22 protein-coding genes are annotated in these 26,790 nt (G+C 69.2%); 8 read left to right on the plus strand and 14 right to left on the minus strand.

Annotated elements, in window-relative coordinates:
• Window positions 1-11: 11 nt before the first annotated feature.
• Window positions 12-1,007 (minus strand): tripartite tricarboxylate transporter substrate binding protein, encoded by a 996-nt coding sequence (locus tag JTE92_RS22150; RefSeq protein ID WP_063237899.1) that lies wholly within the window; start codon window positions 1,005-1,007, stop codon window positions 12-14.
• A gap of 253 nt (window positions 1,008-1,260) precedes the next feature.
• Between JTE92_RS22150 and JTE92_RS22155 the strand changes: the two genes are divergently transcribed.
• The 7 genes from JTE92_RS22155 to JTE92_RS22185 all read left to right on the plus strand — a co-directional run bounded on the left by JTE92_RS22155 (window position 1,261) and on the right by JTE92_RS22185 (window position 9,526).
• Window positions 1,261-1,761: a MarR family winged helix-turn-helix transcriptional regulator gene (locus JTE92_RS22155; RefSeq protein WP_063237900.1), complete on the plus strand. Its 501-nt coding sequence runs from the start codon at window positions 1,261-1,263 to the stop codon at window positions 1,759-1,761.
• A 72-nt stretch (window positions 1,762-1,833) separates the two neighbouring features.
• Window positions 1,834-3,417 carry an ABC transporter substrate-binding protein gene (locus tag JTE92_RS22160; protein ID WP_063238083.1) on the plus strand — a complete coding sequence of 528 codons (1,584 nt, stop codon included), beginning with the start codon at window positions 1,834-1,836 and terminating at the stop codon, window positions 3,415-3,417.
• 101 nt (window positions 3,418-3,518) lie between these two features.
• Window positions 3,519-4,460, plus strand: a complete 942-nt coding sequence (locus tag JTE92_RS22165) for an ABC transporter permease (RefSeq protein ID WP_063237901.1) — start codon at window positions 3,519-3,521, stop codon at window positions 4,458-4,460.
• A gap of 11 nt (window positions 4,461-4,471) precedes the next feature.
• Window positions 4,472-5,401, plus strand: coding sequence for an ABC transporter permease (locus JTE92_RS22170; protein ID WP_063237902.1), 930 nt, complete (start codon window positions 4,472-4,474; stop codon window positions 5,399-5,401).
• A gap of 2 nt (window positions 5,402-5,403) precedes the next feature.
• Window positions 5,404-7,050 carry a dipeptide ABC transporter ATP-binding protein gene (locus JTE92_RS22175; RefSeq protein ID WP_116386852.1) on the plus strand — a complete coding sequence of 549 codons (1,647 nt, stop codon included), beginning with the start codon at window positions 5,404-5,406 and terminating at the stop codon, window positions 7,048-7,050.
• Between the two features lie 93 nt (window positions 7,051-7,143).
• Window positions 7,144-8,544, plus strand: coding sequence for an amidase (locus JTE92_RS22180; RefSeq protein ID WP_063237904.1), 1,401 nt, complete (start codon window positions 7,144-7,146; stop codon window positions 8,542-8,544).
• Window positions 8,545-8,626: 82 nt separating this feature from the next.
• Window positions 8,627-9,526, plus strand: a complete 900-nt coding sequence (locus JTE92_RS22185; RefSeq protein WP_063237905.1) for a LysR family transcriptional regulator — start codon at window positions 8,627-8,629, stop codon at window positions 9,524-9,526.
• A gap of 31 nt (window positions 9,527-9,557) precedes the next feature.
• Here JTE92_RS22185 and JTE92_RS22190 read toward each other — a convergent pair whose 3' ends face one another.
• From JTE92_RS22190 to JTE92_RS22235, 10 genes are all read right to left on the minus strand, one after another.
• Window positions 9,558-10,628 (minus strand): M14 family metallopeptidase, encoded by a 1,071-nt coding sequence (locus tag JTE92_RS22190; protein WP_063237906.1) that lies wholly within the window; start codon window positions 10,626-10,628, stop codon window positions 9,558-9,560.
• A gap of 65 nt (window positions 10,629-10,693) precedes the next feature.
• Window positions 10,694-11,482 carry a hypothetical protein gene (locus tag JTE92_RS22195; protein WP_063237907.1) on the minus strand — a complete coding sequence of 263 codons (789 nt, stop codon included), beginning with the start codon at window positions 11,480-11,482 and terminating at the stop codon, window positions 10,694-10,696.
• A gap of 72 nt (window positions 11,483-11,554) precedes the next feature.
• A complete protein-coding gene (locus JTE92_RS22200) occupies window positions 11,555-12,373 on the minus strand; it encodes a M55 family metallopeptidase (RefSeq protein WP_063237908.1) in 819 nt (272 codons plus the stop codon).
• An 8-nt stretch (window positions 12,374-12,381) separates the two neighbouring features.
• Window positions 12,382-13,440, minus strand: coding sequence for a DmpA family aminopeptidase (locus JTE92_RS22205; protein ID WP_063237909.1), 1,059 nt, complete (start codon window positions 13,438-13,440; stop codon window positions 12,382-12,384).
• A 4-nt stretch (window positions 13,441-13,444) separates the two neighbouring features.
• The gene (gsiD, locus tag JTE92_RS22210; protein WP_063237910.1) at window positions 13,445-14,359 is read right to left on the minus strand and encodes a glutathione ABC transporter permease GsiD; all 915 of its coding nucleotides are present in this window, start codon (window positions 14,357-14,359) and stop codon (window positions 13,445-13,447) included.
• 7 nt (window positions 14,360-14,366) lie between these two features.
• Entirely contained in the window at window positions 14,367-15,287 is a 921-nt protein-coding gene (gene gsiC / locus JTE92_RS22215) for a glutathione ABC transporter permease GsiC (RefSeq protein ID WP_063237911.1), read from the minus strand.
• 290 nt (window positions 15,288-15,577) lie between these two features.
• Complete coding sequence (gene gsiB, locus JTE92_RS22220; protein ID WP_063237912.1) at window positions 15,578-17,125, minus strand: glutathione ABC transporter substrate-binding protein GsiB; 1,548 nt, start codon at window positions 17,123-17,125, stop codon at window positions 15,578-15,580.
• A 28-nt stretch (window positions 17,126-17,153) separates the two neighbouring features.
• Window positions 17,154-19,058, minus strand: coding sequence for a dipeptide ABC transporter ATP-binding protein (locus JTE92_RS22225; RefSeq protein ID WP_063237913.1), 1,905 nt, complete (start codon window positions 19,056-19,058; stop codon window positions 17,154-17,156).
• A 50-nt stretch (window positions 19,059-19,108) separates the two neighbouring features.
• A complete protein-coding gene (locus tag JTE92_RS22230) occupies window positions 19,109-20,077 on the minus strand; it encodes an isoaspartyl peptidase/L-asparaginase family protein (protein ID WP_063237914.1) in 969 nt (322 codons plus the stop codon).
• An 8-nt stretch (window positions 20,078-20,085) separates the two neighbouring features.
• The gene (locus JTE92_RS22235) at window positions 20,086-21,069 is read right to left on the minus strand and encodes a MurR/RpiR family transcriptional regulator (RefSeq protein ID WP_063237915.1); all 984 of its coding nucleotides are present in this window, start codon (window positions 21,067-21,069) and stop codon (window positions 20,086-20,088) included.
• A 304-nt stretch (window positions 21,070-21,373) separates the two neighbouring features.
• Between JTE92_RS22235 and JTE92_RS22240 the strand changes: the two genes are divergently transcribed.
• On the plus strand, window positions 21,374-23,305 hold the full coding sequence (locus tag JTE92_RS22240) for an ATP-binding cassette domain-containing protein (protein ID WP_063237916.1): 1,932 nt from the start codon (window positions 21,374-21,376) through the stop codon (window positions 23,303-23,305).
• Between the two features lie 176 nt (window positions 23,306-23,481).
• On the opposite strand, the gene JTE92_RS22245 is transcribed toward JTE92_RS22240, so the two are convergent.
• The 3 genes from JTE92_RS22245 to alr form a co-directional block, all read right to left on the minus strand.
• On the minus strand, window positions 23,482-23,967 hold the full coding sequence (locus tag JTE92_RS22245) for a disulfide bond formation protein B (RefSeq protein WP_063237917.1): 486 nt from the start codon (window positions 23,965-23,967) through the stop codon (window positions 23,482-23,484).
• A 177-nt stretch (window positions 23,968-24,144) separates the two neighbouring features.
• Window positions 24,145-25,506, minus strand: coding sequence for a DNA repair protein RadA (radA, locus tag JTE92_RS22250; RefSeq protein WP_063237918.1), 1,362 nt, complete (start codon window positions 25,504-25,506; stop codon window positions 24,145-24,147).
• A 100-nt stretch (window positions 25,507-25,606) separates the two neighbouring features.
• Window positions 25,607-26,728, minus strand: coding sequence for an alanine racemase (gene alr / locus JTE92_RS22255; RefSeq protein ID WP_063237919.1), 1,122 nt, complete (start codon window positions 26,726-26,728; stop codon window positions 25,607-25,609).
• Window positions 26,729-26,790 lie beyond the last annotated feature (62 nt).

Here is a 26,790-nt window from a genome sequence, read left to right on the forward strand (position 1 = left end):
CGTCAGTCCAGTCATTCCAGCGTGATGCCGACATCGCGGATGATGCGGCTCCATTTGTCGCGGTCGCTCTTCAGCACCGCGGCAAAGGCTTCCGGCGTGCCGCCGACCGGCACCAGGTTCAGGTCCTGCATCTTCTTCGCGATCTCCGGCATGCGCACAATGCGCGCCACTTCGCGCGACAGCGCCTCGACCCGTGCCTTCGGCACGCCGGCCGGGAACAGCAGGCCCATCCACGCATCGGGCTCGAAGCCCTTGTAGCCCGCCTCGCGGAAGGTCGGCACCCTGGGCAGCAGCGCCGAGCGCTCCGCGCCCGCCATCGCCACCGGGATCAGCTTGCCGCCCTGCAGCAGCGCCATCGCCGTGCCCACCGGGACAAAGCCGATCTTCACATGCCCGGCGGCCAGGTCCGTGACCAGCGGCACCCCGCCCTTGTAGGCCACGTGATCCATCTGCAGCCCGGCCTCGCGCTTGAACAGTTCGCCCAGGATATGCCCGGTGGTGCCGGCACCGTAGGAGCCGTACGGATACTTGTTGGGATTGGCCTTGACCAGCGCCACCACCTCCGGCAGCGTGCGCGCCGGAAAGTCCGGCGACACGGCCAGGATGGTCGACGAGATCGCGACCTCGCTGACCGGCGCGAAATCGGCGATCGGGTCGTAGCCGATGCGCGGGTACAGCGACGGGTTCTGCACGTGCGCGGTGAAGGTCAGCAGCGCGGTGTAGCCGTCCTTGGCAGCGCGCGCAACATGCTTGGTGCCGGTGGTGGTGCCGGCGCCCGGCTTGTTGTCGACGATGACCGGCTGGCCCCAGGTCCGGGTCAGTTCCTGCCCGATCAGCCGGGCGACCGCGTCATTGACATTGCCCGCCACCGACGGCACCACGATGGTCAGCGGCCGCGACGGATACGGCTCGGCGGCGGGCGCATCGGCCGCATGCGCAGCGGCCGCGAATGCGGCCAGCATGATGGCGGGCATGGCGGCATGCAGCCGCGAGCGGAAGGTCGGCATGGTTGGTGTCTCCTGTCTTGGCTCCCTTCTCTGATGCCCGCCGGCCGCTGGCGATGCGAGGGATGCCAGCGCAGTCTAGGGCACCCGCCCGCCGGGGCCGATTCCCGCGCGGGAGTAAGCGAGTCCTGGCAGGCATGGCGCAGCGCTTCATCAATGCCCGTGCATGCGTGCAAGGGTAATTCCCCATGTCGGGGTGCGGTCTCGCTGTCTACTATTTGTTGAAATTTTCAACTATCGAATTTTTCATCGAATTATGCGTAACGCGCTGCGGCTGAAAACCGACTACATCAACATCCTGCTCGACCAGGCCGCCGAGCGCACCCGCGAACGCGGCTCACGCGTCTACGAGGCCAAGTTCGGCATCTCGCTGCGCGACATCCGCCTGCTGCGCATGATCGGCATCGCGCCAGGGATCACCATGGGCCAGCTGGTACAGCAATCGGCCATTGAAAAGACGCTGGCATCCAAGCTGGTCGGCACGCTGGTGAAGCAGTCGCTGGTGCAGCGCGAGATCTGCGCGGAAGACGCGCGCCAGGTGCGCCTGTCGCTGACCGACGCAGGCGTCGACCTGGTGCGGCGCGCCGAGCCGCTGGGCGTCGAACTGGAATCGCACTTCCTGTACTGCCTGACGCCCGCAGAGATCGAGGCCCTGCGCGCCACGCTGCTCAAGCTGATCGACGCCGAGGCCGCCTCGCGCGAGGCCTTCGAAGCGTCGATGGCGAAGCTGCGCAAGCAAGCCGCCAGGCCGGAGTGAAGCAGCCGGCCGGTGCCGCCCTCCCGGCCGTCCTCCATCCGTCTTCCCCTTTCCCCCCAACAGGTGATGATCATGATGTCTGCCACCCTGCTTCGCCACGCCGGCACCGCCGCGCTGTGCGCGCTGGCCTGGATTTCCGCCGGCAGCGCCGGCGCCGAAACCGTGCTGCGCACCGTGCCGTCTTCCGACCTGAAGATCCTGGACCCGGTCTGGACCACCGCGAACATCACGCGCAACCATGGCTTCATGATCTACGACACCCTGTTCGGCATGGACGAGAAAGGCATCATCCGGCCGCAGATGGTGGACAAGTACAGCGCCAGCGCCGACAACAGGACCTGGACCTTCACGCTGCGCCCCGGACTGAAGTTCCATGACGGCACGCCCGTGGCCGCGCAGGACGTGGTCGCGTCGCTGACGCGCTGGGGCAAGCGCGACGTGCTGGGCCAGCGCATGTTCGAAGCCATGGCGAGCATCACCGCCGAGGGACCGTCGACCGTGCGCATGAACTTCCGCCAGCCTTTCGGCGCGGTGCTCGACGCGCTCGGCAAGCCCAGCCCGCTGGCGCCGTTCATCATGCCGAAACGCGTGGCCGACACGCCCGCCGACAAGCAGATCGACGACCTGACCGGCTCCGGCCCGTTCACGCTGAAGAAGGAGGATTACCGCCCCGGCGACCGCGTGGTCTACCGCCGCAATCCCGCCTATGTACCGCGCAAGGAACCGGCGTCGGGCCTGGCCGGCGGCAAGGTCGTGCACGTGGACCGCGTCGAATGGGTGTTCCTGCGCGACCCGCAGACCCAGGTCAATGCGCTGCTCAACGGCGAGGTCGATATCGTCGAGACCGTGCCGGCTTCGCACTACCCGCAGCTGCGCACCGACAACCGCGTGCAGATGGTCGACATCATGCCGGCCGGCCCCTTCACCGTGATCTACAACCACAAGGTGCCGCCGTTCAACGACGCGCGCGTGCGCAAGGCGGCCATGCTGGCGATCAACCAGGAAGCGATGCTGCGCGCGCAGGCGACCTATCGCGACTTCTACAAGCCCTGCACCTCGGTCTACCTGTGCGGCTCGCCGTATGCCAGCGAGCAAACCGGTTTCTTCACCGGCAAGCCGCAGTTCGAGCAGGCGCGCAAGCTGCTGAAGGAAGCCGGCTATGACGGCAAGCCGGTGGTGATCATGCTGCCCGGCGACGCACCCGCGCTGAGCCGCTTGCCGGTGGTGTACGGCCAGCTGCTCAGGCAGGCCGGCTTCAATGTCGACGTGCAGGCCACCGACTGGAGCACGCTGATCACGCGCCGCACCAAAAAGGATCTGCCCGAGAACGGCGGCTGGAATGCCTTCATCACCTTCTGGGGCGGCGTCGATGCCAGCAGCCCCGTCACCTACAGCCCGCTGACCGGCAATGGCGAGCGCGGCTATTTCGGCTGGCCGGAAGATGCGGAACTGGAAGCGCTGAAGACGCGCTTCATCGAGACTGCTGACGCCGTGCAGCGCAAGGACCTCGCCACCAGGATCCAGCTGCGCGCGATCGAGAGCGGCGTGCTGGCGCCGGTCGGCGAAGGCAAGGCGCCTACCGTGGTGCGCCGCGGGGCCGTCAGCGGCCTGCTGCCCGCGCCGGCGGTGCTGTACTGGAACGTGCGCAAGGAATAGCGCCGCGCAGGCTTAAGCCTGGCCGCTTGCCTGCTCCCTCTCCCGCTTGCGGGAGAGGGGAGACAACCAGCTTCCCACCCTACCCCAACAAGGCTACCCCCATGCTGAATTTCCTGGTCCGCCGCAGCCTGGCCACCGTGCCGGTGCTGGCGGTGGTGGCGGTCATCGTCTTCCTGCTGCTGCGGCTCACGCCCGGCGACCCGGCCGCGGCCATTGCCGGCGATGCCGCCAGCGCGCAGGACATCGCCCGCATCCGCGTGCAGCTTGGCCTGGATGAAGCGCTGCCGGTCCAGTTCGCCCACTGGATCGGCCAGGTGCTGAGTGCCGACCTGGGCTACTCGTACTTCTACAAGATGCCGGTGACCGCGCTGATCGCGCAGCGGCTGGAGCCGACCTTGTCGGTGGCGGCGCTGACCATCGCGCTGACCGTGCTGGCTGCGGTGCCGCTGGGCACGCTGGCGGCCTATCGGCGCGGGCGCTGGATCGACCGCATGGTGATGGGCGGCTCGGTGCTGGGCTTCTCGCTGCCGGTGTTCGTCGCCGGCTACCTGATGATCTGGCTGTTCTCGCTGCACCTGGGCTGGTTCCCGGCGCAAGGCTACATGCGCCTGGCCGATGGCGCGGGGCCGTGGCTGCACAGCCTGGCGCTGCCCTGCGTCACGCTGTCGGTGATGTCGTGCGCGCTGGTGGCGCGCGTGACGCGCGCCGCGGTCGCCGAGGCGCTGACCGAAGACTTCGTGCAGACCGCGCGCGCCAAGGGCATCCAGGAGTGGCGCATGCTGACGCGCCACGCGCTGGCCAATGCCGCGGTGCCGATCGCCACCGTGATCGGCCTGAGCGTCGCGGGCCTGATCGGCGGCGTGGTGGTGACCGAGACCATCTTCGCCATCCCCGGCGTCGGGCAGCTCACCGTCGATGCGGTGCTGTCGCGCGACTACCCGCTGATCCAGGGCATCACGCTGTTCTTCTCGGTGTCCTACGTGGTCATCAACCTGCTGGTGGACATGAGCTACCTGCTGCTCGATCCCCGCATCCGCTACTGAGGGCCGTCCCCATGACTTCACTCACCACCGCCATCCAGACCGCCGCGCCCGCGGCCGCCCGCCGCCCCTCGCGGCTGCGCACGGTGCTGGACAACGGCGCCGTACGCGCCGGCGGCGCCATCCTGCTGCTGATGCTCTGTCTTGCCGTGGCCGCGCCCTGGCTCTACACCATCGATCCCAACACCATGGACCCGGCCAGCTCGCAGCTCGCCCCGGGCACCCGCGCCGAGATCATGACGCTGGCCGGCGACACCTTCGAGCGCCTGCTCCCATTCGGCACCGACAGCCTGGGCCGCGATATCTGGAGCCGCACGCTGTACGGCGCGCGGGTGTCGCTGGCGGTGGGCGTGTGCGTGGCGCTGGCGTCGGTGGCGCTCGGGCTGGCCGTGGGGCTGGTGTCGGGATATTTCCGCTGGCTGGATGGCCCGGTGATGCGCGTGATGGACGGCATGATGGCAATCCCCGGCATCCTGTTCGCGATCGTGCTGGTGGCCGCGTGGCGGCCCAGCCTGCTGACGGTGATCGTGGCGATGACGGTGCCCGATACGCCGCGCGTGGCGCGGCTGGTGCGCTCGGTGGTGCTGTCGGTGCGCGAAGAGCCTTACGTCGAGGCCGCCATCGCGCTCGACACACCGGCATGGAAGCTGATGCTGCGCCATATCCTGCCCAACACCATCGCCCCGCTGCTGGTGCAGGGCACCTTCATCTGCGCCGGCGCGATGCTGGTGGAGGCGGTGATGTCCTTCCTCGGCATCGGCCTGCCCACCGACATCCCCACCTGGGGAAACATCATGGCCGAGGGGCGCGCGCACTTCACCTCGCACCCCCATAGCGTGCTGCTGCCCGGCGCGTTCCTGGCCCTGACCGTGCTGGCCGTCAACATGCTCGGCGACGGCCTGCGCGACACCCTCGATCCCAAGTTCAACAAGCGCAACGGATGATGATGGCAGCCAACCCAACCGCGGCGGCAAACGCCGCTGCGCCCGCCCTGCGTGTGCAAGACCTGCGCATCGACCTGCCGCCCGGCGCGGACCGGCCCCATGCCGTGCAAAACGCATCCTTCGAGGTGATGCCCGGCGAAGTGGTCTGCCTGCTGGGCGAATCCGGCTCCGGCAAGTCCGTGATCGCGCGCGCGGTGATGGGCCTGCTGCCCGAGGGCCTGCACGTATCCGGCGGCAGCATTACGCTTTGCGGCGAAGACCTGCTGGCGGCATCGCCCGCGCGCCGGCGCGCCTTGCGCGGCACCGGCGTGGCGATGGTGTTCCAGGAGCCGATGACGGCGCTGAACCCCGTGATGCGCTGCGGCGCGCAGGTGGAGGAAGTGCTGGCGCAGCACACCACGCTCGGCGCGGCGCAGCGGCGCGAGCAGGTGCTGTCGATCTTTGCGCGCGTGCGCTTGCCCGATCCCGAGCGCATCCATGACGCCTATCCGCACCAGCTGTCCGGCGGCCAGCGCCAGCGCATCGTCATCGCCATGGCGCTGATCCTGCGCCCCGCGCTGCTGGTCTGCGACGAGCCCACCACGGCGCTCGACGTCACCACGCAGGCCGAGATCCTGGCGCTGGTGCGCGAGCTGCAGCATGAACACCGCACCGCGGTGCTGTTCATCACGCATGACTTCGGCGTGGTCGCCGACATTGCCGACCGCGTGGTGGTGATGCAGCTCGGCCGGCAAGTCGAATGCGGGCCGCGCGACCAGGTCCTGCGCCGTCCCGAAGCCGATTACACGCGCATGCTGCTCGATGCCGTGCCCGGGCTGGAGCCTGCACGCCGCCCCTCGGACACCGAACGCCCGCTGCTGCTCGACGCCAGCGCGATCGGCAAGACGTATACCTCCGGCGCATGGCCCGGCCGCCGGCGCGTGGTGCAGGCGGCCAGCGAGGTCTCGCTGCAGGTGCATGCCGGCGAGACCGTCGGCATCGTCGGTGAATCCGGCTCGGGCAAGTCCACCGTGGCGCGCTGCATCGCGCGGCTGATCGAGCCATCGGCGGGCGCGATCCACCTCCTGCCGGCGCAGCCGCGCGGGCTGTCGCGGCGCGCGCAGCTGTCGGCATTCCGGCGCGCGGTGCAGGTGGTGTTCCAGGACCCCAACCGCTCGCTGAATCCGCGCCGCACCGTCGGCCAGTCGATCGTCGAGGGCGCGGTGAACTTCGGCGCCACGCCCGCGCAGGCCTGGGAACGCGCCGAAGCGCTGATGGAGCTGGTGCGGCTGCGGCCCGATGCGTTGCACCGCTATCCCAGCGAGTTTTCCGGCGGCCAGCGCCAGCGGCTGTGCATCGCCCGCGCGCTGGCGTGCGAGCCGCGCGTGCTGATCGCCGACGAAGCGGTATCGGCGCTCGACGTCTCCGTGCAAGCCCAGATCCTGAAACTGCTGGCCGATATCCAGCAGCGGCTCGCCATCGGCATCCTCTTCATCACGCACGACCTGCGCGTGGCCAGCCAGATCTGCGACCGGCTGATCGTGATGCACCAGGGCCGCGTGGTCGAGCAAGGCCCCACCCGCGACGTGGTGCTGTCGCCGCGGCAGGACTACACCCGCGCGCTGCTGGCCGCCGCGCCGGGGCGCGGCTACCGCTTCGGCGAAGCGTAGAGCGCCGGATGACCGTCAGCCTGTCGTTCCCGCGCAGGCGGGAATGACGGTGACTAAATAAAGGGCATTACCACACTCACAACGGACCACAACATGAACCAACCGCTCTACGCACTCAGCGCCGTCGACCTGACCCGCTACTACCGCCAGCGCGAACTGTCGCCGGTCGAGGTCGTGCAGGCCGTCCTGGACCGCATCGGACAATGGGAGCCCACCATCGGCGCGATGTACCTGGTGCATGCGCAGCAGGCGCTGGACGCCGCCCGCGCCGCCGAAGCGCGCTGGCTGGCCGGCACGCCGTGCGGCGCGCTCGACGGCGTGCCGGTGACGCTGAAGGAAAACATCGCCACGCAAGGCATGCCGACACCGCTGGGCAGCGCCGCCACGGTGCTCGCGCCGGCGCCCGCCGACGCCCCGGCCGCCGCGCGCCTGCGCGAGGCCGGCGCGATCGTGGTCGGCAAGACCACCATGCCGGACTTCGGCTTCCTCGGCGCGGCGCCGTCGAGCTTCCACCCGCTGACGCGCAATCCGTGGAACCCGGAACGCAATACCGGCGGTTCCAGCTCGGGCGCGGGCGCGGCCGCAGCGGCGGGCTACGGCCCGATCCACCTGGGCACCGATATCGGCGGCTCGGTGCGCATCCCCGCCAGCTTCTGCGGCGTGTTCGGCCTCAAGCCCAGCCATGGCCGCGTGCCGGTGTATCCGCCGGCGGCGGCGCGCGTGCTCGGCCCGCTGACGCGCACCGTGGCCGATGCCGCGCTCGCCATGCAGGCAATCGCCCGGCCCGACGCCCGCGACTACATGAGCCTGCCGCCGCAGGACATCGGCTGGACCAGCCTCGCGCGCGACGTGCGCGGGCTGCGCATCGGCCTGTGGCTGGAACCCACCGGCGGCTGGCAGGTCGACCCGGAAGTGCACGCCGCGGTGCTGGCGGCCGCGCAGGTGTTCGAGCAGGCCGGCGCCGTGGTCGAGCCGGTGCGCGACTGGACCACCATGGACATGCGCATGGGCCTGGCGCACTTTTTCACCATGCGCTGCCGCGTCGACCTCGCCGCGATGCCGCCGGAACGCGCCAGCCTGGCCGCGGGCTATATCCGCAAGGCGGCCGACATCGCGGGCGCGCTGACGCCGGAGCAGACCTTCCAGGCCTTCACCCGCATCCAGCAGCTGCGCGAAGCCACCGTTGCGGCCACGCAGCCCTATGACTTCGTGATCTCGCCGGTGTCGCCGGTGCTGCCGTTCGCCGCCGACGCCATCAACAGCGGCGGCGACCTGCCGCTGAAGGACTCGCATTTCAGCGCGGCGTTCAACCAGTCCGAGCAGCCGGCGGCATCGGTGCCGTGCGGCGTTTCGCGCGACGGGCTGCCCATCGGCCTGCAGATCGCCGGCCGGCGCTTCGACGACCTGGGCGTGCTGCAGCTGTCGCACTGGTTCGAACAGGCGACTAAGCTGCGCTCGCCCTGGCCGGAGCCGCCGGCGCCGCCGGCGCAGTAACGCGGCGCATGCGCGTACCGGCGCTACAATGGCCCGCTCCACGCCAGCGCGGCCCCCATTGCCCGGTACCCCGGTACGTCCCATGCGATTCGAGGATCTTGAAGCCTTCCTGGTAGTCAGCGAACACGGCAACCTGCATCGCGCGGCCGACACGCTCGGCATGACCCAGTCCGGCCTGTCCAAGACGCTGGCGCGGCTGGAGAGCGAGGCCGGCATGCCGCTGTTCGAGCGCACCCCGCGCGGGCTGGTGCCGACCAGCGTCGGCAAGACGCTGCTGGCGCATGCGCGCAGGATCTCGCTGGCGGCAACCGACCTGCGCAATGAACTGGCGGAGCAGCGGCTGGCGCGCGCCGGCACCGTGCGGCTCGGCGCCATCCCTTACCTGGTGCCGTCGCTGCTGTCGCCGCTGCTGGCGCAGTTCTTCGTCAGCCGCCCGCTGGCGGTGTTTTCGATCGAGACGCACCTGAGCGCGCGCCTGATGGCGATGCTGCAGAACGGCGACGCCGACCTGATCCTGGCCGCGCGCCCGGCCAGCGTGCCGGAGGACATCGGCTGGCTGCCGCTGGGGCCGCTGACCATGCAGATCGTCTGCCGCAGCGGCCATCCGCGGCGGGACCGCTTCCGCACGCTGGCCGACCTGACCGAAGAGCGCTGGGCCGTCCCCGCCAGCTCGCTGTACCTGCGCCAGTGGCTGGAGGAGCGGTTCACCTCGGTGGGCCTGCCGCCGCCGCGCGTGGCGGTGGAAAGCACGGCCTCGCCGGTTGCGTTCGGCGAGCTGCTGCGGCACTCCGACCTGCTCGGCATCATGCCGCCGCGCATCCTCAGGCAGGCGGAGGGACAGGGCCTGCAGGCCATCGCCGGGCCGGGCATGTCGTGGCAGCACGAGCTGGCGGTGCTGTGGCGCGCCGGCGGCTACCTGTCGCCGATCTGCCAGGACTTCCGCGACGCGGTGGTCAAGTGGTGCGAGGAGATGGAAATCTGAGGGAGCGCCCCGGCTCCGCCATCAGGCCCGCTCAGGCCGCGGCCAGCGTGCTGCGCACGGCGTCGGTCACCTGCGCCACCACGCCGTCGCGCCAGTCGTCGGCATCGCCGTAGAAGGCCTGCCACATCGCCCCGCGCACCAGCGCGCGCTGGTTCTCGTCCGCCTCGGGGTGCCGGTGCAGCCAGTGGTCGCCGCGCAGCGCGTCCAGCACCTCGCCCACGGGCAGCGTGCCGAACTCCAGCGCGATGCCGGCATAGTCGATCCCCGGCAGCGTCTGCGGCACCGCATGCCAGGCCAGCCCGGTCAGGTTGGCCGAGGTCGACGAGCCGTCATAGATCGACGTCACCCGGCTGCCCCAGATCGCGCGCGTGCGCGTCAGCGATTCGGGCGTGTCCGGGCCCATGTGAATGGGCTCGCCGTAGCCCCACGGCCCCAGCCCGGTGTGCACGTCGATCCAGCGCAGCGCCTCGCGCCCGGCGCCGAAGCGAGCCAGGATGCGGCATAGCGTGTAGTTGCTCCAGGTCGCCTTGGTGCCGCCGAAGAACATGCCGTCCGGATCCTGGTACTGGCCGCCGCTGAGCGCGGCCTGGTACCACGCCATGCCGCGCTCGGCCACGGTCTTCATCAGCCGCGCCTGGTCGGCGCCGGATGGCGGCCACTGCGCCGGCAGCAGCAGCGGCGCGATCTCGGCATAAGGCCCGTTATGCGGCAGCGGCTGCGAGAAATCCATGAAGTTGCGGTTCAGGTCGACGTTGTCTTCGTTGACCCGCCGCAGGTGCGAGAAGCCGTAAGGATTGATGGCATGGACCAGCAGCAGGCTGGTGCCGGCAGCGGCGCAATCGGCCAGCAGCCCGGCGTCGTTCAGCATCGCGATCTGTGCGCCGGAGCCGGCGAAGCCCTCGGCGCCATGGGTACCGGAAGTCACCATCAGGCACTGCCGCGCGCCGGGCGGGCCCACCTGCGCCACGTCGATCGCCAGGTCCTCGCCGGCGCTGCCGCGGCGGGTCGGATGCGGGAACTGCGCCAGGTCGGCCCCGACCGCACGCGCGGCATCAAGGAATTTCTGGCGGGCTTCGGCGTAGCTGCGCGAAAAAGGGCTCATGGCGTCACCGGCGGATGGCGATGCAGGCCATTAGACGCCATTTCCGCCGGTTCTGCCAGCCGGGGCTAGAACAGCGAGCCGGTCGGGTCGGGACGCGCCGGGGCCGGACTTGCCGCTTCCGCCTCCGGGCCCCAGATGCCGGGCGAAGTGAAGGCACGGGGGTGCATCTCGATCCCAGCCGCGGCCAGCTGGCTGGCGGTCATCACCAGGTGGCGCGCCAGCCAGTCGTGCAGGCCGCGCAGGAAGCGGATGTTCTCGACGCTGTTGGATGCGGCGATCAGCCGCTCCAGCTTGACATGGGCGGTGTAGACGTCGAGCAGGTTGGTGGCACGCAGCCGCGGCGGCGTGCCGGGGGCACGCTCGATCGCCAGGATGCGGCGCACCTGGGCGCTGGCCAGGTCGCCGGTACGCAGGTATTGCTCATAGACCGCCTCCAGCGCGGGAAAATGCACGGTAGGCTGCACGCGCGGCACGGCGGCCACCTTCTCCATGCGCAGCACCAGGTAGCGGATGGCGGCGAGGCGCTCGGCCGCCGCGGTTTCGGCCGCACTGCGCCGTCCGCCCCCTCCGCGCCGGGCGCCGGCGGGGATCGGGTCGGGCAAGGACGTGCGCGGCACCACGTCGCGCTCGGTGTAGTCCGGCACCTGCAGCAGCAGCCCGGGATGCGCCACCGCGGCGCGGGCGCAATCCTCGCCGAACGGGTACTCATGCCCGGCGGCGTCGCGCAGGATATAGGCCTGCCCGTGGGGGAAACCGTGGTGCCGGCGGCTGTTGCCGCGCGCCTGGCAGCGGGTGTCCAAGTCGACGAAGTCCTTGCGTACGGGGATCCAGCCCCCGTCGTGTGCCTGGGTCATGCGAATGCTTGATGCTGGTTGGCTGCGGACCCGCTATTGTCGCCGATCCGCGGGATCCGCTGCCGGCAGGCGCTACTTCAGCATGAACGACATCGCCGACAGGCAGTTGAGCATGCGCACCGCTGCCTGCACGGAATCGGCCTGCAAGCCCAGCGTCACGCCGTCCAGGCGTTCCAGCGCCGGCCACTGGCAGAACAGGTCGGCATGCGCCGGGGTCAGGGTCTGCAGCCGGGCATTCACCGGCGTGGCGAGCCGCAGGCATTGCGCCTGCGCCGCGGCGCGCACGCCGTCGGCCGCGGCCGCCTGGATCGCCTCGCGCGCCGCGGCCGGCGACAGCGTGGTGCCGCTGCCGAAGCCGCCGGCACGCTTGGTCCCGGCAAAGCGCGCCCACGGCATCAGCGGCCGGGTTTCCTGCACGAAGACATCGTCGCCGCTGGCCATCAGCACCGGCACGCCCAGCTCTCCGGCCAGCGCGCCGTAGAGGCCGGCCTCGCCCAGCTCCATGCCATTGAGCCAGACCCGGGCGAAGGCGCCGCTGTTGATGGTGTGCGCCAGCACGCCGCGGCTCTGCGCGCGGCCGTGGTAGCCGATCATCAGCACACCGTCGGCGCCGTCCTCGATGCCGGCCATCATGCCGAGGTAGCGCGGCTTGCCGAGCACCAGCCGCGCGCGCGGGTCGAGCTGGTCCGGCAGCAGGTTGCGGAAGCCGCCATGCGAGTCGTTGACCAGCACTTCGGTGGCGCCGCCGGCAAAGGCGCCGGCGACGGCGGCATTGGCCTCGGCGGTCATCCAGGCGCGGGCGCGTTCGTATTCGCCGTTGCCGGGGCGGGTCTGCTCGGCGTGGAAGACGCCGGCAACGCCCTCGATATCGGTGGAAATCAGGATCTTCATCAGGCGGATCAGGCAGACTGGTGCAGTTCTGGCAGGACCTCCAGCAAGGCGCGGCGGGCATGGCCGTCGCGGCCCTGCACCGTCGCCGCATGCCAGAGCGCATGGACGATGGCCTGCTCGACACTGTCCGCGGCGGCGCGGAACAGCGGGTCGAGCAGCGTTTCGTGGAGCATGGCGATGGCGGGCATGGCGCGATCCGCCTGGTGCGGGACGGTACAGGCGGTCGAGAACGCGAGCGCGATATCGCCCGAGCCGTGCCCGAACACCGAGCCGGTACGCGCTAAGCCCGCCCCAGCGCGCAGCGACAGCCGGCGCAGCTGGCGCGCGTCCAGCGGCGCGTCGGTGGCCACGACCATGATGATCGAGCCCTTTTCAGGCTGCGCCGCCGCGTCGGGCTGCGCCAGCCGCTGCGCCAGCTGCGGCCCGACCAGCTTGCCCGCCAGCGTCAGCGACTCCGGCGTGCCGAAGTTGGCCAGCACCAGCGCGCCGACGCAATAGCGCTGCGCCATGCACGACACCATGCGCGACGCCGTGCCGATACCACCCTTGACGCCAAACGACGACATGCCGCGCCCCGCACCGATCGCGCCCTGCACGACCTCCTGGCCGGCAGCGGCCAGCGCGGCGTCATAGTGGCTGCCGTCCACGGCCATGCGCTGGATATCGTTCAGGTAGCCGTCATTGCATTCGAACACCAGCGGATTGACGGTCGGCCACGCGCGCCCGATCTCCGGGTTGGCGGCGATCGCGGCGCGGATCTGTGCCTGCGCCACGGCGCCGACCGAGAAGGTGTTGGTCAGCGCAACCGGCGTCTCCAGCACGCCCAGTTCGTCCACCTGCACCAGTCCGATGCTCTTGCCGAAGCCGTTGAGCACGGTGGCCGCCGCGGGCACCTTGTCGCGGTACGGATCACCGCCGTGCGGGCGGATCACGGTGACGCCGGTCTGCACCGCATCCTGCGCCAGCGTGCAGTGGCCCACGGTCACGCCCGGCACGTCGGCAATGCTGTCGCGCGATCCGGCCGGCAGAGTGCCGATGCGCGGTACGCCCTGCGTCGAGGTCTGCATGGCTTTAGCGCCGGTCGATCTTGGGATCCAGCGCGTCGCGCAGGCCGTCGCCAAGCAGGTTGAACGCCAGCACCGTCAGGAAGATCGCCAGGCTCGGGAAGATCGCCACGTGCGGTGCGGTCACCATGTCGGCGCGCGCTTCGTTGAGCATCGCGCCCCACTCCGGCGTGGGCGGCTGCGCGCCCAGCCCCAGGAACGACAGGCTGGCCGCGGTGATGATCGAGGTGCCGATCCGCATCGAGAAATACACCACGATCGACGACACCGTGCCCGGCAGGATATGGCGCATCAGGATGGTCCAGTCCGACGCGCCGATGCTGCGCGCCGCCTCGACGTATGTCAGCCGCTTCAGCATCAGCGTATTGCCGCGCACCAGCCGCGCGAACGCCGGGATGCTGAAGATCGCCACGGCGAAGATCACGTTGGTCATGCCGTTGCCCAGGATCGCCACGATGCCGATCGCCAGCAGGATGCCCGGGAAGGCAAAGAGCACGTCGGAGATCCGCATCACGATGCGGTCCCACCAGCCTTCGTAGTAGCCGGCCAGCAGGCCCAGCACGGTGCCGATCACCGCGCCGATGATCACCGACAGGAAACCCGCCGCCAGCGAGATGCGCGCCCCGGCCAGGATGCGGCTGAAGATATCGCGCCCGAGCGAATCGACGCCCATCCAGTGCGCGGCCGACGGACCCGCGTTGAGCGCGTCGTAGTCAAAGAAATTCTCGGGGTCGTACGGCACGATATGCGGCGCCAGCACGGCGACCAGCACCAGCAGCAGCACGAACACGCCGGCGCCCAGCGCCAGGTGCTGCTTGCGGAATTTGCGCCAGAACTCGGTCCAGGGCGTGCGCACGGCCTCCGGCACGGGGGCGGTTGCAGGTGCCGCTTCGCTTGCGGCGGGCGTGGAAAGCTCAGTCATGCCGGCCTCACTTGTAGCGGATGGTGGGATTGATCACGGTGTAGAGCATGTCCACCACCAGGTTGATCAGGATGAATTCGAGCGAGAACAGCAGCACCTCGGCCTGGATCACCGGGTAGTCGCGCATCTCGACGGCATCGACCAGCAGGCGCCCGAGCCCCGGCCAGTTGAACACCTTCTCGACCACGATCGAGCCGCCCAGCAGGAAACCGAACTGCAGGCCCATCATCGTCACCACCGGGATCATCGCGTTGCGCAGGCCGTGCTTGGCCACCACCACCGTTTCGCGCACGCCCTTGGCGCGGGCGGTGCGGATAAAGTCTTCCTGCAGCACCTCGACGAACGAAGCGCGGGTAAAGCGCGCCATCACCGCCGCCACCGCGGCGCCCAGCGTGATCGACGGCAGCACGTAGTGCTTCCAGCTGTCGGCGCCGATCGACGGCAGCCAGCCCAGCTGCACCGAGAACACCTCCATCAGCAGCATGCCGAGCGCAAAGGCGGGGAACGAAATGCCCGAGACCGCCAGCGTCATGCCCAGCCGGTCCGGCCAGCGGTTGCGCCATACCGCCGAGCCGATGCCGATCGCCATGCCGAACACCACCGCCCAGGCCATCGACGCCACCGTCAGCAGCAGCGTCGGCATGAAGCGGTCACCGATCTCTTCGCTCACCGGACGCTTGGTGCGCAGCGAATGGCCGAACTCGCCGCGGATCGCATTGGAGAAAAAATTGACGAACTGCTCGGGCAGCGGCCGGTCCAGGCCCAGGTCCTTGCGCACCAGCTCGACCGTGGCCGAGTCGGCCTCGGGGCCCGCCGCCAGCCGCGCGGGATCGCCCGGCAGCAGGTGGACGAACAGGAACACCAGCACTGCCACGATCAGCAGCGTGGGGATCACGCCCAGCACGCGTTTGAGGAAGTAGTTCAGCATTGCACACCATGAAGAAAGGCCGCGGGACGCCTGCCTGCGAACCCCGCGTCGCGGGCAGGCGGCCACCATCGGCTTACTGCTTTACTGCTCGGTTGGGCGGGGTCCTTTGAGGCGGCCAGAGTACTGCCGGCGCCCGCCCTCACCCCCGGCCCCTCTCCCGCATGCGGGAGAGGGGAGCAAACCGCCGGAGCTGGAACGACCCACTGCGTTCTCCCCTCTCCCGCGCGCGCGGGAGAGGGGCGGGGGTGAGGGCCAGCACCTCAACGAAGTGCCGCCGCTCATCTCACCCCTCACTGCTTGACATCGATCTCATCAAAATTGAACGACCCATCCGGCATCACATACGCCCCGGTCAGCCGCTTGCTGCGTGCGAACAGCACCTTCTCCGTCACCAGGAAGGCCCACGGCGCATCCTTCCAGATGCGTTCCTGCGCGTCCTTGTACAGGCGGGCCTTCTCGCTGCGGTCGGTGGTGCGCAGCGCGCCGGCGATATCCGCATCGACCTGGTCGTTCTTGTAGTAGGCGGTGTTCAGCAGCTTGGGCGGCATCGATTCCGAAGCCAGCAGCGGACGCAGCGCCCAGTCCGATTCACCGGTCGACGACGACCAGCCGATGTAGTAGATGCGCACGCCGGCGTCTTCCGGCTTCTGCACGCTTTCGACCTTTTCCACGCGCTGGCCCGCTTCCAGCGCCTGCACCTGCGCCTTGATGCCGACCTGCTGCAGCTGCTGCTGCACGAACTGGATCACCTTCTGCGCGGTGGTGTGGTTGTACGCCGACCACAGCGTGGTGTCGAAGCCGTTCGGATAGCCGGCCTCCTTCAGCAGCGCGCGCGCCTTGGCCGGGTCATACGGCCACGGGCCCAGCTTCTCGGCATAGTCCACGCCCGGCGGCACCACGCCTTCGGCCGGCACGGCATAGCCGGCGAACGCCACCTTGGCCAGTGCGTCCTTGTTGATGGCGTAGTTGATGGCCTGGCGCACCCTGGGGTCGTTGAACGGCTTGACCGTGGTGTTCAGGCTCAGGTAGCGCTGGATGATCGACGGCGACGCGATCAGCTCGACCTTGGCGCTGTTCTTCAGCACCGCGGCCTGCTCGAACGGGATGCTGAAGGCAAAGTCCGCCTCGCCGGTCTGCATCACGGCGGCGCGCGTGTTGTTGTCGACCACCGGCTTCCAGGTGATGGTGTCGATCTTCGGGTAGCCGGTCTTCCAGAAGCCGGCAAACTTCTTGCCCTTGAGGTGATCGGGCTGCTTCCACTCGACGAACTCGAACGGGCCGGTGCCGACCGGGTGGAAGGCAATCTCCTTGCCGTACTTCTGCAGCGCCGTCGGCGAGATCATCACCGCCGACGGGTGCGCCAGCACGTTGATGAACGGCGAGAACGGCTCCTTCAGCGTGACCTTGACGGTGTTGGCGTCGACCACGTCGGTCCTGGCCACGCGGTTGAACAGCGTGTAGCGCTTGAGCTTGTTGGCGGGGTTGGTCACGCGGTCGAGGTTGGCCTTGACCGCGGCGGCGTCGAACGCGCTGCCGTCGTGGAACTTGACGCCCTTCTTCAGCTTGATGGTGTAGGTGAGGCCGTCCTTGCTGACGTCATAGCTCTCGGCCAGCACGTTGACCAGCTTCATGTCCTTGTCCATGCCGAACAGGCCCTGATAGAAGCTCTTGGACACGGCCTGCGACAGCGTGTCGTTGGCGTCGTACGGGTCCAGCGTGGTGAACGTGGAAGCGACAGCCATCACCGCGTCCTTGGCGGCAAAGGCCGACACCGGCGCCAGCGCGCCAGCCATGAGCAGCCCGGCCAGCAGCCTGGGCGAAACCATCCGTGCAGACATCTCGATTCTCCTTGGATTGACTTCCGTTTCAGTAGGCGCCGCCAACGGCGTGCCGCGCAACAAAATGGCCGGCTCCCGCGCTGCCGGCGACCTGCACCAGCGGCTGCACCACCGGTTCGTCGCCGACCGCGCGGATCGGGCTGGGAATCTCATCGTTCAGCGGCTCGCGCCGCAGGTGGCGCCGCGCCGGATCGGCGATCGGCACCGCCGACATCAGCTTCTTCGTGTACGGGTGCTGCGGGTTCTCGAAGATCGCGCGGCGCGGGCCGATCTCGACGATCTGGCCCAGGTACATCACCGCCACGCGGTGGCTGACGCGCTCCACCACCGCCATGTCGTGCGAGATGAACAGGAAGGCGATGCCCAGCTCGCGCTGCAGGTCGAGCATCAGGTTGACGATCTGCGCCTGGATCGACACGTCCAGCGCCGACACCGACTCGTCGGCCACCACCACCTTCGGGTTCAGCGCCAGCGCGCGCGCAATGCAGATGCGCTGGCGCTGGCCGCCGGAGAACTCGTGCGGGTAGCGCGCCGCGTGCGAGGGGTCCAGCCCCACCTTGTCGAGCAGCCAGGCCACGCGCTGCTCGGCCTCCTTGCCGCTGGCGGCCTTGTGCACCAGCAGCGGCTCCATGATCGAATAGCCTACCGGCACGCGCGGATCGAGCGATGCGAACGGATCCTGGAAGATGAACTGGATATTGCGGCGCAGGGTCTGCAGCGCCGGGCCTTCCAGCTTGCTGATGTTCTGGCCGTTGAACTCGATGGTGCCGCTCTGGCTTTCCACCAGGCGCAGCAACGAACGCCCCGTGGTGGACTTGCCGCAGCCGGATTCGCCCACCAGTGCCAGCGTTTCGCCGGGATAGAGGTCGAAGCTGACCTGCTCGACCGCATGCACGCGCCGCGTGACGCGGCCGAACAGGCCGCCGGGCACGTCGAAGCGCGTGACCAGGTCCTGCACGCGCAGGATCGGCGCGGCGCCGGCCCTGACCGTGTCCTGCGGCGCGGCCTGCTCGGCCCTGGCGCTGTCCAGGCGCAGCAGCGGGAACTTGGCCGGCAGGTCGGTGCCGCGCATGGCGCCCAGGCGCGGCACGGCCGACAGCAGCGCACGCGTGTACGGATGTGCCGGCGCGCGGAACACCTCGTCGGAGCTGCCCTCTTCCACCTTCTCGCCGCGGTACATCACCAGCACGCGATCGGCGACCTCGGCCACCACGCCCATGTCGTGGGTGATGAAGACCACGCCCATGTGCATCTCGGCCTGCAGGCTGCGCACCAGCTGCAGGATCTCGGCCTGGATGGTCACGTCCAGCGCGGTGGTGGGCTCGTCGGCGATCAGCAGCGCCGGCTTGCATGACAGCGCCATCGCGATCATCACGCGCTGGCGCATGCCGCCGGAGAGCTGGTGCGGGTAGCGCTCCAGCACGCGGCGCGCCTCGGGGATGCGCACCAGCTCCAGCATGCGCAGCGCTTCGGCGCGCGCCGCGGCGCGGCTCTTGCCCTGGTGCAGGCGGATCGATTCGGCGATCTGCTCGCCCACCGGGAACACCGGGTTGAGCGAGGTCATCGGCTCCTGGAAGATCATCGCCACGTCGGCGCCGCGCACGCTGCGCAGCGTCGCGTTGTCGGCACGCGCCAGGTCGATCACCTCGCCGCCGCGCCGGCGCAGCAGCATGCTGCCGCTGGCGATCCTGCCGCCGCCATGCTCGACCAGCCGCATCAGCGCCAGCGACGTGACCGACTTGCCCGAGCCCGACTCGCCCACCACCGCCAGCGTCTCGCCGCGGTCGACATGGAACGACAGGTTGCGCACGGCCTCGACGGTGCGTTCGGACGTGGCGAAGCGCACGCTCAGGCCGTCGACCGAGACGACGCGCTCGGGCGGCAGGACGATGCCGGAGGCAAAAGCGTACGATTGCGCAGGGGTAGTGGCCACGGGAACTCCTAGTGTTGCTGCGTGATGCTCAGGACTTGCGGATATGGGGATCAGCCGTAGATCGAGACGCTGGCCGCCTCGCCCACGCGGGCAAAGCCGCGGTACATGCCTTCGGTGTTGAACGGCAGCGTGACGTTGCCGTCGCGGTCGACCGCAATCAGCCCGCCGCGGCCTTCGATGGCGACCAGTTTTTCCATCACCACGCGCCGTGCCGATTCTTCCAGCGACAGGCCTGCATAGCGCATCTGCGCCGAGACATCGTGCGCGGCCACGGTGCGGATAAACATCTCGCCGGTGCCGGTGGCCGACACCGCCACCACGTCGTCGGCATAGCAGCCCGCGCCGATGACCGGGGTATCGCCGACGCGCCCCACCTTCTTGTTGGTCACGCCGCCGGTGGAGGTCGCCGCGGCAAGGTTGCCGCGGCTGTCGCATGCCACCGCGCCGACGGTGCCGAACTTGCTGTCGGGGTCGATCGGGTCGGCCGGCATGTTCCGTGCCGCCAGGGCAGCAGCATCGTGGTCGAGCAGCGCCATGCCGGCGGTACCGCGGGCGCGCTGCCATTGCTCATGGCGTGCCTGCGTGAAGTAGTAGTCCTGCTCCACCAGCTCCAGCCCCTGTGCGGCGGCGAAGGCCTCGGCGCCGGTGCCGGCAAACAGCACATGTTCGCTGTGGTCGAGCACCGCGCGCGCCGCCAGCACCGGGTTGCGCAGCCGCGTGACGCAGGCGACCGCGCCGGCAGCGCGGGTGGCGCCGTCCATCACCGCCGCGTCGAGTTCATAGGTGCCGGCATGGGTCAGCACGGCGCCCTTGCCCGCGTTGAACAGCGGGCATTCCTCCAGCAGGCGCACGGCCTCGGTCACGGCATCGAGCGCCGTGCCGCCGGCGGCCAGGATGCGCTGGCCGGCCTGCAGCACGTGTTCCAGCGCCTCGGTGTATTCGCGTTCGCGCGCGGGGTCCATCGCCTCGCGGGTGATAGTGCCGGCGCCGCCGTGGATGGCAATGACTGCTTGTTGCATGGAATGGCTCAGGACTTCTTGAGGTTGGACGCGCGGCGGCGCGTGGTGCCCACCGCCTGGTCTTCGGTAGGCTGCGCTCCGGTTGGCCCGGTGGGTCCGGTCGGCCCGGCGCGGCCGGCGCGTTCGGCGCCCGGCGTGCCATAGAGCCACGGCAGCAGGAATTCGGTCATTTCGGCGGCGGCCTTGACCGGCTGCTCGGCGCGGTGCGCGACCGCGCCGCACAGCGCTTCGATCAGCGCCAGCACGGTCGCATCGGAGTTGGCCGAGAGCCGGTTGGCGGCCTGCGCGTACAGCGCGATATCGGCCAGTGGCGCCAGCGGCGAGGTCGGCCCGTCGGTCAGCGCCAGCACCCGGCCGCCGTGCGCCTTGACGCGCTGCGCCAGCTCGATGGAGTCGGTCACGTAGCGCGGGAAGGCGATCACGATCAGCAGGTCGCTCGGCTGCAGCTTGAACAGCTGGCGTGCTGCGTGCGAGGCGCCGCCGGCGCCGGCGACCGAGGTCACCATGCGGCAATGCATTTCCAGGCCATGCTGCAGCAGGCCGGCCAGGAAGCCGCTGGCGCCGAAGCCCGCCACGTAGACGCGCTGCGCACCCAGGATCGCCGCGACCGCGCGCTCGCACGCCTGCGCATCGATGCCGCGGCGCGTGGCTTCGGCATTGGCGGCCGCATCCTCGAGCGAGGCGGCGAACACTTCGGCCACCGTCGCGGGCCGTTCCAGCTCGCTGCGCAGCCGCTCGACCGGCGCCAGCGTGGCCTCGAAGCCGCGCACCAGCTCGGTACGGAACTGCGGATAGCCATCGAAGCCCAGCGCCCGCGCAAAGCGGTTGGCGGTGGCCACCGACACCTCCACCGCCGCGGCAAACTCATCGATGCGCATCGTGGCCGCGCGGAACAGGTTGGCCAGCACGTATTCCGCCATGCGGCGGTGCGCCGGCGTCAGCGTGGGCAGGCTGCGCGCGATGCGGTCGGAGATCGAATGGCCTTGGGTCATGTCGGGTCGGGACGGCATGCGCATGGCGACGCTGCCGGTTACATCCTGAAAAACGAATGAAAATGAATTTACACTCAACCCACTCATAAAGAAAATAGAGTTTTGGCAGTTCGAGGGTAATCCCTAGCACCGACCGCCATGCGGCGCACCGGGGCGGTGCGCGATGCCGCGGCATTTCTGGTGTTTCGCCATTCGCGGGCATGTCCTGCACCGGAAACGCTACAATGCCGGCCAGCGCCGCCAACCCGCCTTGGCCGGCTTTTCCGCGTAGTTGCCAGTACCCCGTTCAGAAGTTTCCCCGCACGTGATCCGAATCGACCAGCTTGTCCTCCAGCGCGGCACCAAGGTGCTGTTCGACTACACCAGCGTGACGCTCAACCCGGGCGAGCGCGTGGGCCTAGTCGGCGCCAATGGCAGCGGCAAGTCGACGCTGTTCGCGCTGCTGCGGGGAGAGTTGCATCCGGACGGCGGCGATGTCAGCGTGCCGGCGCAATGGCGCGTCGCCCATGTGGCGCAGGAAACGCCGGCGGTCAGCCGCAGCGCGGTCGAGTACGTGATCGACGGCGACACCCGGCTGCGCGAGATCGAAGCCGCCATCGCGTCCGCACAGGCCAGCGGCGACGGCACCGCCGAAGGCGAAGCCCACGCCGCCTATGCCGATGCCGACGGCTACACCGCCCCGGCCCGCGCCGAGGCGCTGCTGCTCGGCCTGGGCTTTACGCTGCCCCAGGTCACGCAGCCGGTGTCATCGTTCTCCGGCGGCTGGCGCATGCGCCTGAACCTGGCGCAGGCGCTGATGTGCCCGTCCGACCTGCTGCTGCTCGACGAGCCGACCAACCACCTTGACCTCGACGCCATCGTCTGGCTGGAAGACTGGCTGGCGCGCTACCCGGGCACGCTGGTGATGATTTCGCACGACCGCGAATTCCTCGACGCGATCTGCAATGTCACCGTGCATATCGAGAACCAGCAGCTGCGCCGCTACGGTGGCAACTACACGCTGTTCGAGACAATGCGGCTGCAGCAGATGGCGCAGCAGCAGGCCGCCTACACGCGCCAGCAGAAGGAAATCGCGCACCTGGAATCGTTCATCACGCGCTTCAAGGCCAAGGCCACCAAGGCGCGCCAGGCGCAGAGCCGGGTCAAGGCGCTGGAGAAGATGGAGCGGCTCGCGCCGGTGCATGTCGCCGCCGGCTTCGCCTTTGAATTCCGCGAGCCCGACGCCGCGCCCAACCCGATGATGGTGCTCGACGGCGTCGACTGCGGCTATGCCGAGGCCGACCCGCCAGTGACCATCCTGCACAACCTGGCGCTGTCGATCCAGAACGGCCAGCGCATCGGCCTGCTGGGCGCCAACGGCCAGGGCAAATCGACGCTGGTCAAGACGCTGGCCGGCACGCAGGATCCGCTGACCGGCACGCTGCGCCTGGGCAAGGGCCTGCAGATCGGCTACTTCGCGCAGCACCAGCTCGAGACGCTGCGCGACCACGACTCGCCGCTGCAGCATCTCGCGCGCCTGGCGCCCGACGTGCGCGAGCAGGAGCTGCGCGACTTCCTCGGCAGCTTCAATTTCCGCGGCGACATGGCCACATCACCGATCGAGCCGTTCTCCGGCGGCGAAAAGGCGCGGCTGGCGCTGTCGCTGATCGTCTGGCAGAAGCCCAACCTGCTGCTGCTCGACGAACCGACCAACCACCTCGACCTCGATACCCGCGAGGCGCTGACCATGGCGCTGGCGCAGTTCGAAGGCACGCTGATCCTGGTCTCGCACGACCGCCACCTGCTGCGCGCCACCGCCGACCAGTTCATGCTGGTCGCCGACGGCACCATCAAGCCTTTCGACGGCGACCTGGACGACTACCGCGACTGGCTGCTGCAGCAGGCCGCCGCCAAGCGCAATGCCGCCACGGCCGCGCACCTGGCGGAAAACGGCGGCGACGCCGCCACGGTCAACCGCAAGGACCAGCGCCGTGCCGAGGCCGACGAGCGCCAGCGCTTGTCGGCGCTGCGCAAGCCGCTGACGAAGGAACTGGAGAAGGTGGAGAAGCGGATGGCGGTGCTGCAAACCACCAAGGAGGAGATCGACCGCTTTATGGCCGATGAGAGCAGCTATGCCGAGGCCAACAAGGCGAAGCTGATGGAGATGCTGAAGCGCCAGGGCGAGGTCAATGGCGAGCTGGACACGCTGGAAGAGAAGTGGCTGGAGTTGCAGGAGCAGATCGAGCAGATTGCGTGAGGAAGACCAAGGCCTCGACAGCAAACACAAACAACGTCTGCAAGAAAGCCGACACCCCCTTGCGTACGCTCTCCCGCTCGCGGGAGAGGGGAGCAAACAAGCGGGTCAGTAAAGTCCGTAGCACTGAAACAAAACCGGCGCCCCAAGGCGCCGGCTTCATCGCCATCCCCGCAACCTCAACGGAAATTCTTCTCCCGCCGGATCAGCCCCACCGCCAGCGTCAGCGTCAGGATGAACAGCCAGATCAGCGACCACGCCGGCACCGACAGGCCCAGCACCGGCGGCAGCGGCGCCGCGCACAGGCCATCGGCATAGAACACCTGCGGCAGCACCTTGGCGGTCGGCAGCGCGTTGACCCAGTTCTCCAGCGGGTCGATGCCGCAGGTCGCCTTGGGGTTCAGCAGCAGCGAAACATGGTAAACAGCGACAGCAATGCCGGCGATGCCGGACAGCATGCCCAGGCCCTGCCACAACGAGCGCGTGTTCTGCGCCACCACGGCGAGCAGCGAGAAGATGCCGATGCCGACAAACGCAAAGCGCTGCATCACGCAAAGCGGACAGGGCTGGTAGCCCTTTTCGAACTGCAGGTAGAGCGCAACGCCGACCAGGCCAAAGGAAACCAGGGCGATCAGCAGGAAATAGGCGCGGGAATTGGCTTGCATAGCGGTGATAAAGGGTGATCCGGGGTGATCCGGCAAACGGGTGCCGTCAGTTGTGTTCAGTTCGGGGTCGCGGCATTGCTGCGCATTATTACCGATTTTTCCGCGCCCGCCTTGGGCGCCACATCGGCTGCGCCCCTGCCCCGTGGCAGAGCGACGCAAGCTGCCAGCGTCCACGCCTCAATCCAGATGCCGCACGCGATCGATGGCCTGCTCGATGCGCTCCACCGCGATCACTTCAAGGCCATCGATCTTCTGCTTGGGCGCGTTGGCCTTGGGAATCACAGCCAGCGTGAAGCCCAGCTTGGCGGCCTCCTTCAACCGCTCCTGTCCGCGCGGGCTGGGCCGGATCTCGCCGGCCAGGCCGACTTCGCCAAACACCACCAGCCCGCGCGGCAGCGGCTTGTTGCGCATCGACGAATGGATCGACAGCAGCACCGCCAGGTCGGCGGCCGGCTCCGTGATCTTGACCCCGCCCACCGCGTTCAGGAACACATCCTGGTCGAAGCAGGCAATGCCCGCATGCCGGTGCAGCACCGCCAGCAGCAGCGCCAGCCGGTTCTGCTCCAGTCCCACCGCCAGCCGGCGCGGGTTGGGCACGTGGGCGGTGTCGACCAGCGCCTGGATCTCCACCAGCAGCGGGCGCGTGCCCTCCTGCGTCACCAGCACGCACGAGCCGGCCACGGTCTCTTCATGCTGCGACAGGAACAGTGCCGACGGGTTGCTGATGCCGCGCAGCCCGCGCTCGGTCATGGCGAACACGCCCAGCTCGTTGACCGCGCCGAAGCGGTTCTTGAAGGCACGGATCAGCCGGTGCGAAGAATGCGTATCGCCCTCGAAATACAGCACCGTGTCGACGATATGCTCCAGCACGCGCGGGCCGGCCAGGCTGCCTTCCTTGGTCACGTGGCCGACCAGGATGATGGTGATGCCGCTGCTCTTGGCGATGCGCGTCAGCTGCGCGGCGCATTCGCGCACCTGCGCGACCGAGCCCGGCGCCGAGGTCAGCGCCTCCGAGTACAGCGTCTGGATCGAGTCGATCACCGCCACTTCCGGCTTCTCGGCTTCGAGCGTGGCCTGGATCTTCTCGAGCTGGATTTCGGCGAGCAGCCCCAGCGCCGGGCTTTCCACGCCGAGCCGCTGCGCGCGCAGGGCGATCTGCGCGCCCGATTCTTCGCCGCTGACATAGAGCACGCGGCGCTGCCCGGCCAGGTTGGCCAGCGCCTGCAGCAGCAGCGTGGACTTGCCGATGCCGGGATCGCCGCCGATCAGCACCACGCCGCCCGACACCAGGCCGCCGCCCAGCACGCGGTCGAACTCGTCGATGCCGCTGGAAAAGCGCGGCACGTCGGCCGCGTCGATCTCCGACAGCTTGCGCACCGTGGCCGATGCCGCCAGCGGCTGGAAGCGCTTGGACGCGGCCGTCTCGGCCACCGTTTCCACCAGCGTGTTCCATTGCTGGCAGTGCGGGCACTGGCCGGCCCAGCGCGGCGCGGTGCCGCCGCATTCGGTACAGGTGTAGACGGTCTTGGTCTTGGCCAATGGAAAATCCTTGCGGGAAAGAACGAGCCGGGCGCAAATGTGGCCCGGCCCTCACACTAACCGGCGGCAATCGCTGCCGCCAGCTCTCGCTTGCAACCTTTTACACCACGGCCGGGGCGGTACTGTCGGACGCAGTGATGGTCGCCACCGTGGTCGGCACGCGCGGCGCCAGCGCGCACATCAGCTCGTAGCCGACGGTGCCGCTGGCCTGTGCCACCTCGTCGATCGGCAGGCCCTGGCCCCACAGCGTCACCGGGCTGCCGACCCGCGCCTTCGGGCACGGCGTCAGGTCCACGCACAGCATGTCCATCGAGACGCGGCCGACCAGCCCGGTGCGCACGCCGTCGACCAGCACCGGCGCGCGCTGCTCGCCCCAGCCGCAGGCATGGCGCGGGTAGCCGTCGGCATAGCCGCAGGCGACCACGCCGATGCGCATCGGGCGGTCCGCGGTAAACAGCGAGCCGTAGCCGACCGTATCGCCCGGTTGCAGGTCCTGCACCGAGATCAGCTCGCTGTGCAGCGACATGGCCGGCTGCAGGCCGGTGCCCGCGATGTCGGCATCGCGGCCGGTCGGCGAGGCGCCGTACAGGATGATGCCCGGGCGCACCCAGGCACGGTGCGCCTGCGGATGCCACAGCACCGCGGCCGAGTTCGACAGGCTGGCCTCGCCCGGCAGGTTGGCCGTGGCGGCGTCGAAGGCAGCGATCTGGTGGGCGATCCCTCGGGGACTATCCGCATCGGAAAAATGCGTCATATGGACGATACTGCCCACACAGGGCATGGCACGGGCGCGCTCCCAGGCCGCGCGGTACTGCGCCGGGTGGAAGCCCAGCCGGTTCATGCCTGTGTTCAGCTTGAGCTGGATCGCCAGCGGCCCCCTGGGACGCGCGCTTTCCAGCATGCGCAGCTGTTCGTCGCAGTGGATCGCGGTGGTAAGCCGGTACTGCTCGATCAGGGCAATGTCCTGCGGCTGGAAGAAGCCCTCCAGCAGCAGGATCGGACCCTGCCAGCCCAGGTCGCGCAGCAGCACGGCCTCGTTCAGGTCCAGCAGGCCGAAGCCATCGGTGCCGCGCAGCGCGGCAAAGACGCGGCGGATGCCGTGGCCGTAGGCATTGGCCTTGACGACGGCCCAGATGCGCGAACCGGGGGTGCTGCGGCGGACGGCGTCGAGGTTGTTGGCGAGAGCGGGTTGGTGGATGACGGCGTGGATGGGTCTTGGCATGGAGTCACATCTCGGAAATCAGGCAGCGCGGTGGCGCATCGCGCACGTCACTGCGGGAACTG

Origin of the sequence: Cupriavidus oxalaticus (assembly GCF_016894385.1) — a bacterium.
GTDB classification, from domain to species: domain Bacteria; phylum Pseudomonadota; class Gammaproteobacteria; order Burkholderiales; family Burkholderiaceae; genus Cupriavidus; species Cupriavidus oxalaticus.

Bases quoted from the DNA above. Each gene is read 5' to 3' on its own strand.
- JTE92_RS22185 (WP_063237905.1), top strand. From the start codon at position 8,627: ATGCGATTCGAGGATCTTGAAGCCTTCCTGGTAGTCAGCGAACACGGC.
- JTE92_RS22235 (WP_063237915.1), bottom strand. From the start codon at position 21,069: ATGACCCAAGGCCATTCGATCTCCGACCGCATCGCGCGCAGCCTGCCC.
- JTE92_RS22175 (WP_116386852.1), top strand. From the start codon at position 5,404: ATGGCAGCCAACCCAACCGCGGCGGCAAACGCCGCTGCGCCCGCCCTG.
- JTE92_RS22165 (WP_063237901.1), top strand. From the start codon at position 3,519: ATGCTGAATTTCCTGGTCCGCCGCAGCCTGGCCACCGTGCCGGTGCTG.
- JTE92_RS22245 (WP_063237917.1), bottom strand. From the start codon at position 23,967: ATGCAAGCCAATTCCCGCGCCTATTTCCTGCTGATCGCCCTGGTTTCC.
- JTE92_RS22180 (WP_063237904.1), top strand. From the start codon at position 7,144: ATGAACCAACCGCTCTACGCACTCAGCGCCGTCGACCTGACCCGCTAC.
- JTE92_RS22200 (WP_063237908.1), bottom strand. From the start codon at position 12,373: ATGAAGATCCTGATTTCCACCGATATCGAGGGCGTTGCCGGCGTCTTC.
- JTE92_RS22170 (WP_063237902.1), top strand. From the start codon at position 4,472: ATGACTTCACTCACCACCGCCATCCAGACCGCCGCGCCCGCGGCCGCC.
- alr (WP_063237919.1), bottom strand. From the start codon at position 26,728: ATGCCAAGACCCATCCACGCCGTCATCCACCAACCCGCTCTCGCCAAC.
- gsiC (WP_063237911.1), bottom strand. From the start codon at position 15,287: ATGCTGAACTACTTCCTCAAACGCGTGCTGGGCGTGATCCCCACGCTG.
- JTE92_RS22190 (WP_063237906.1), bottom strand. From the start codon at position 10,628: ATGAGCCCTTTTTCGCGCAGCTACGCCGAAGCCCGCCAGAAATTCCTT.
- JTE92_RS22230 (WP_063237914.1), bottom strand. From the start codon at position 20,077: ATGCAACAAGCAGTCATTGCCATCCACGGCGGCGCCGGCACTATCACC.
- JTE92_RS22195 (WP_063237907.1), bottom strand. From the start codon at position 11,482: ATGACCCAGGCACACGACGGGGGCTGGATCCCCGTACGCAAGGACTTC.
- JTE92_RS22205 (WP_063237909.1), bottom strand. From the start codon at position 13,440: ATGCAGACCTCGACGCAGGGCGTACCGCGCATCGGCACTCTGCCGGCC.
- JTE92_RS22160 (WP_063238083.1), top strand. From the start codon at position 1,834: ATGATGTCTGCCACCCTGCTTCGCCACGCCGGCACCGCCGCGCTGTGC.
- JTE92_RS22150 (WP_063237899.1), bottom strand. From the start codon at position 1,007: ATGCCGACCTTCCGCTCGCGGCTGCATGCCGCCATGCCCGCCATCATG.
- gsiB (WP_063237912.1), bottom strand. From the start codon at position 17,125: ATGTCTGCACGGATGGTTTCGCCCAGGCTGCTGGCCGGGCTGCTCATG.
- gsiD (WP_063237910.1), bottom strand. From the start codon at position 14,359: ATGACTGAGCTTTCCACGCCCGCCGCAAGCGAAGCGGCACCTGCAACC.
- JTE92_RS22155 (WP_063237900.1), top strand. From the start codon at position 1,261: ATGCGTAACGCGCTGCGGCTGAAAACCGACTACATCAACATCCTGCTC.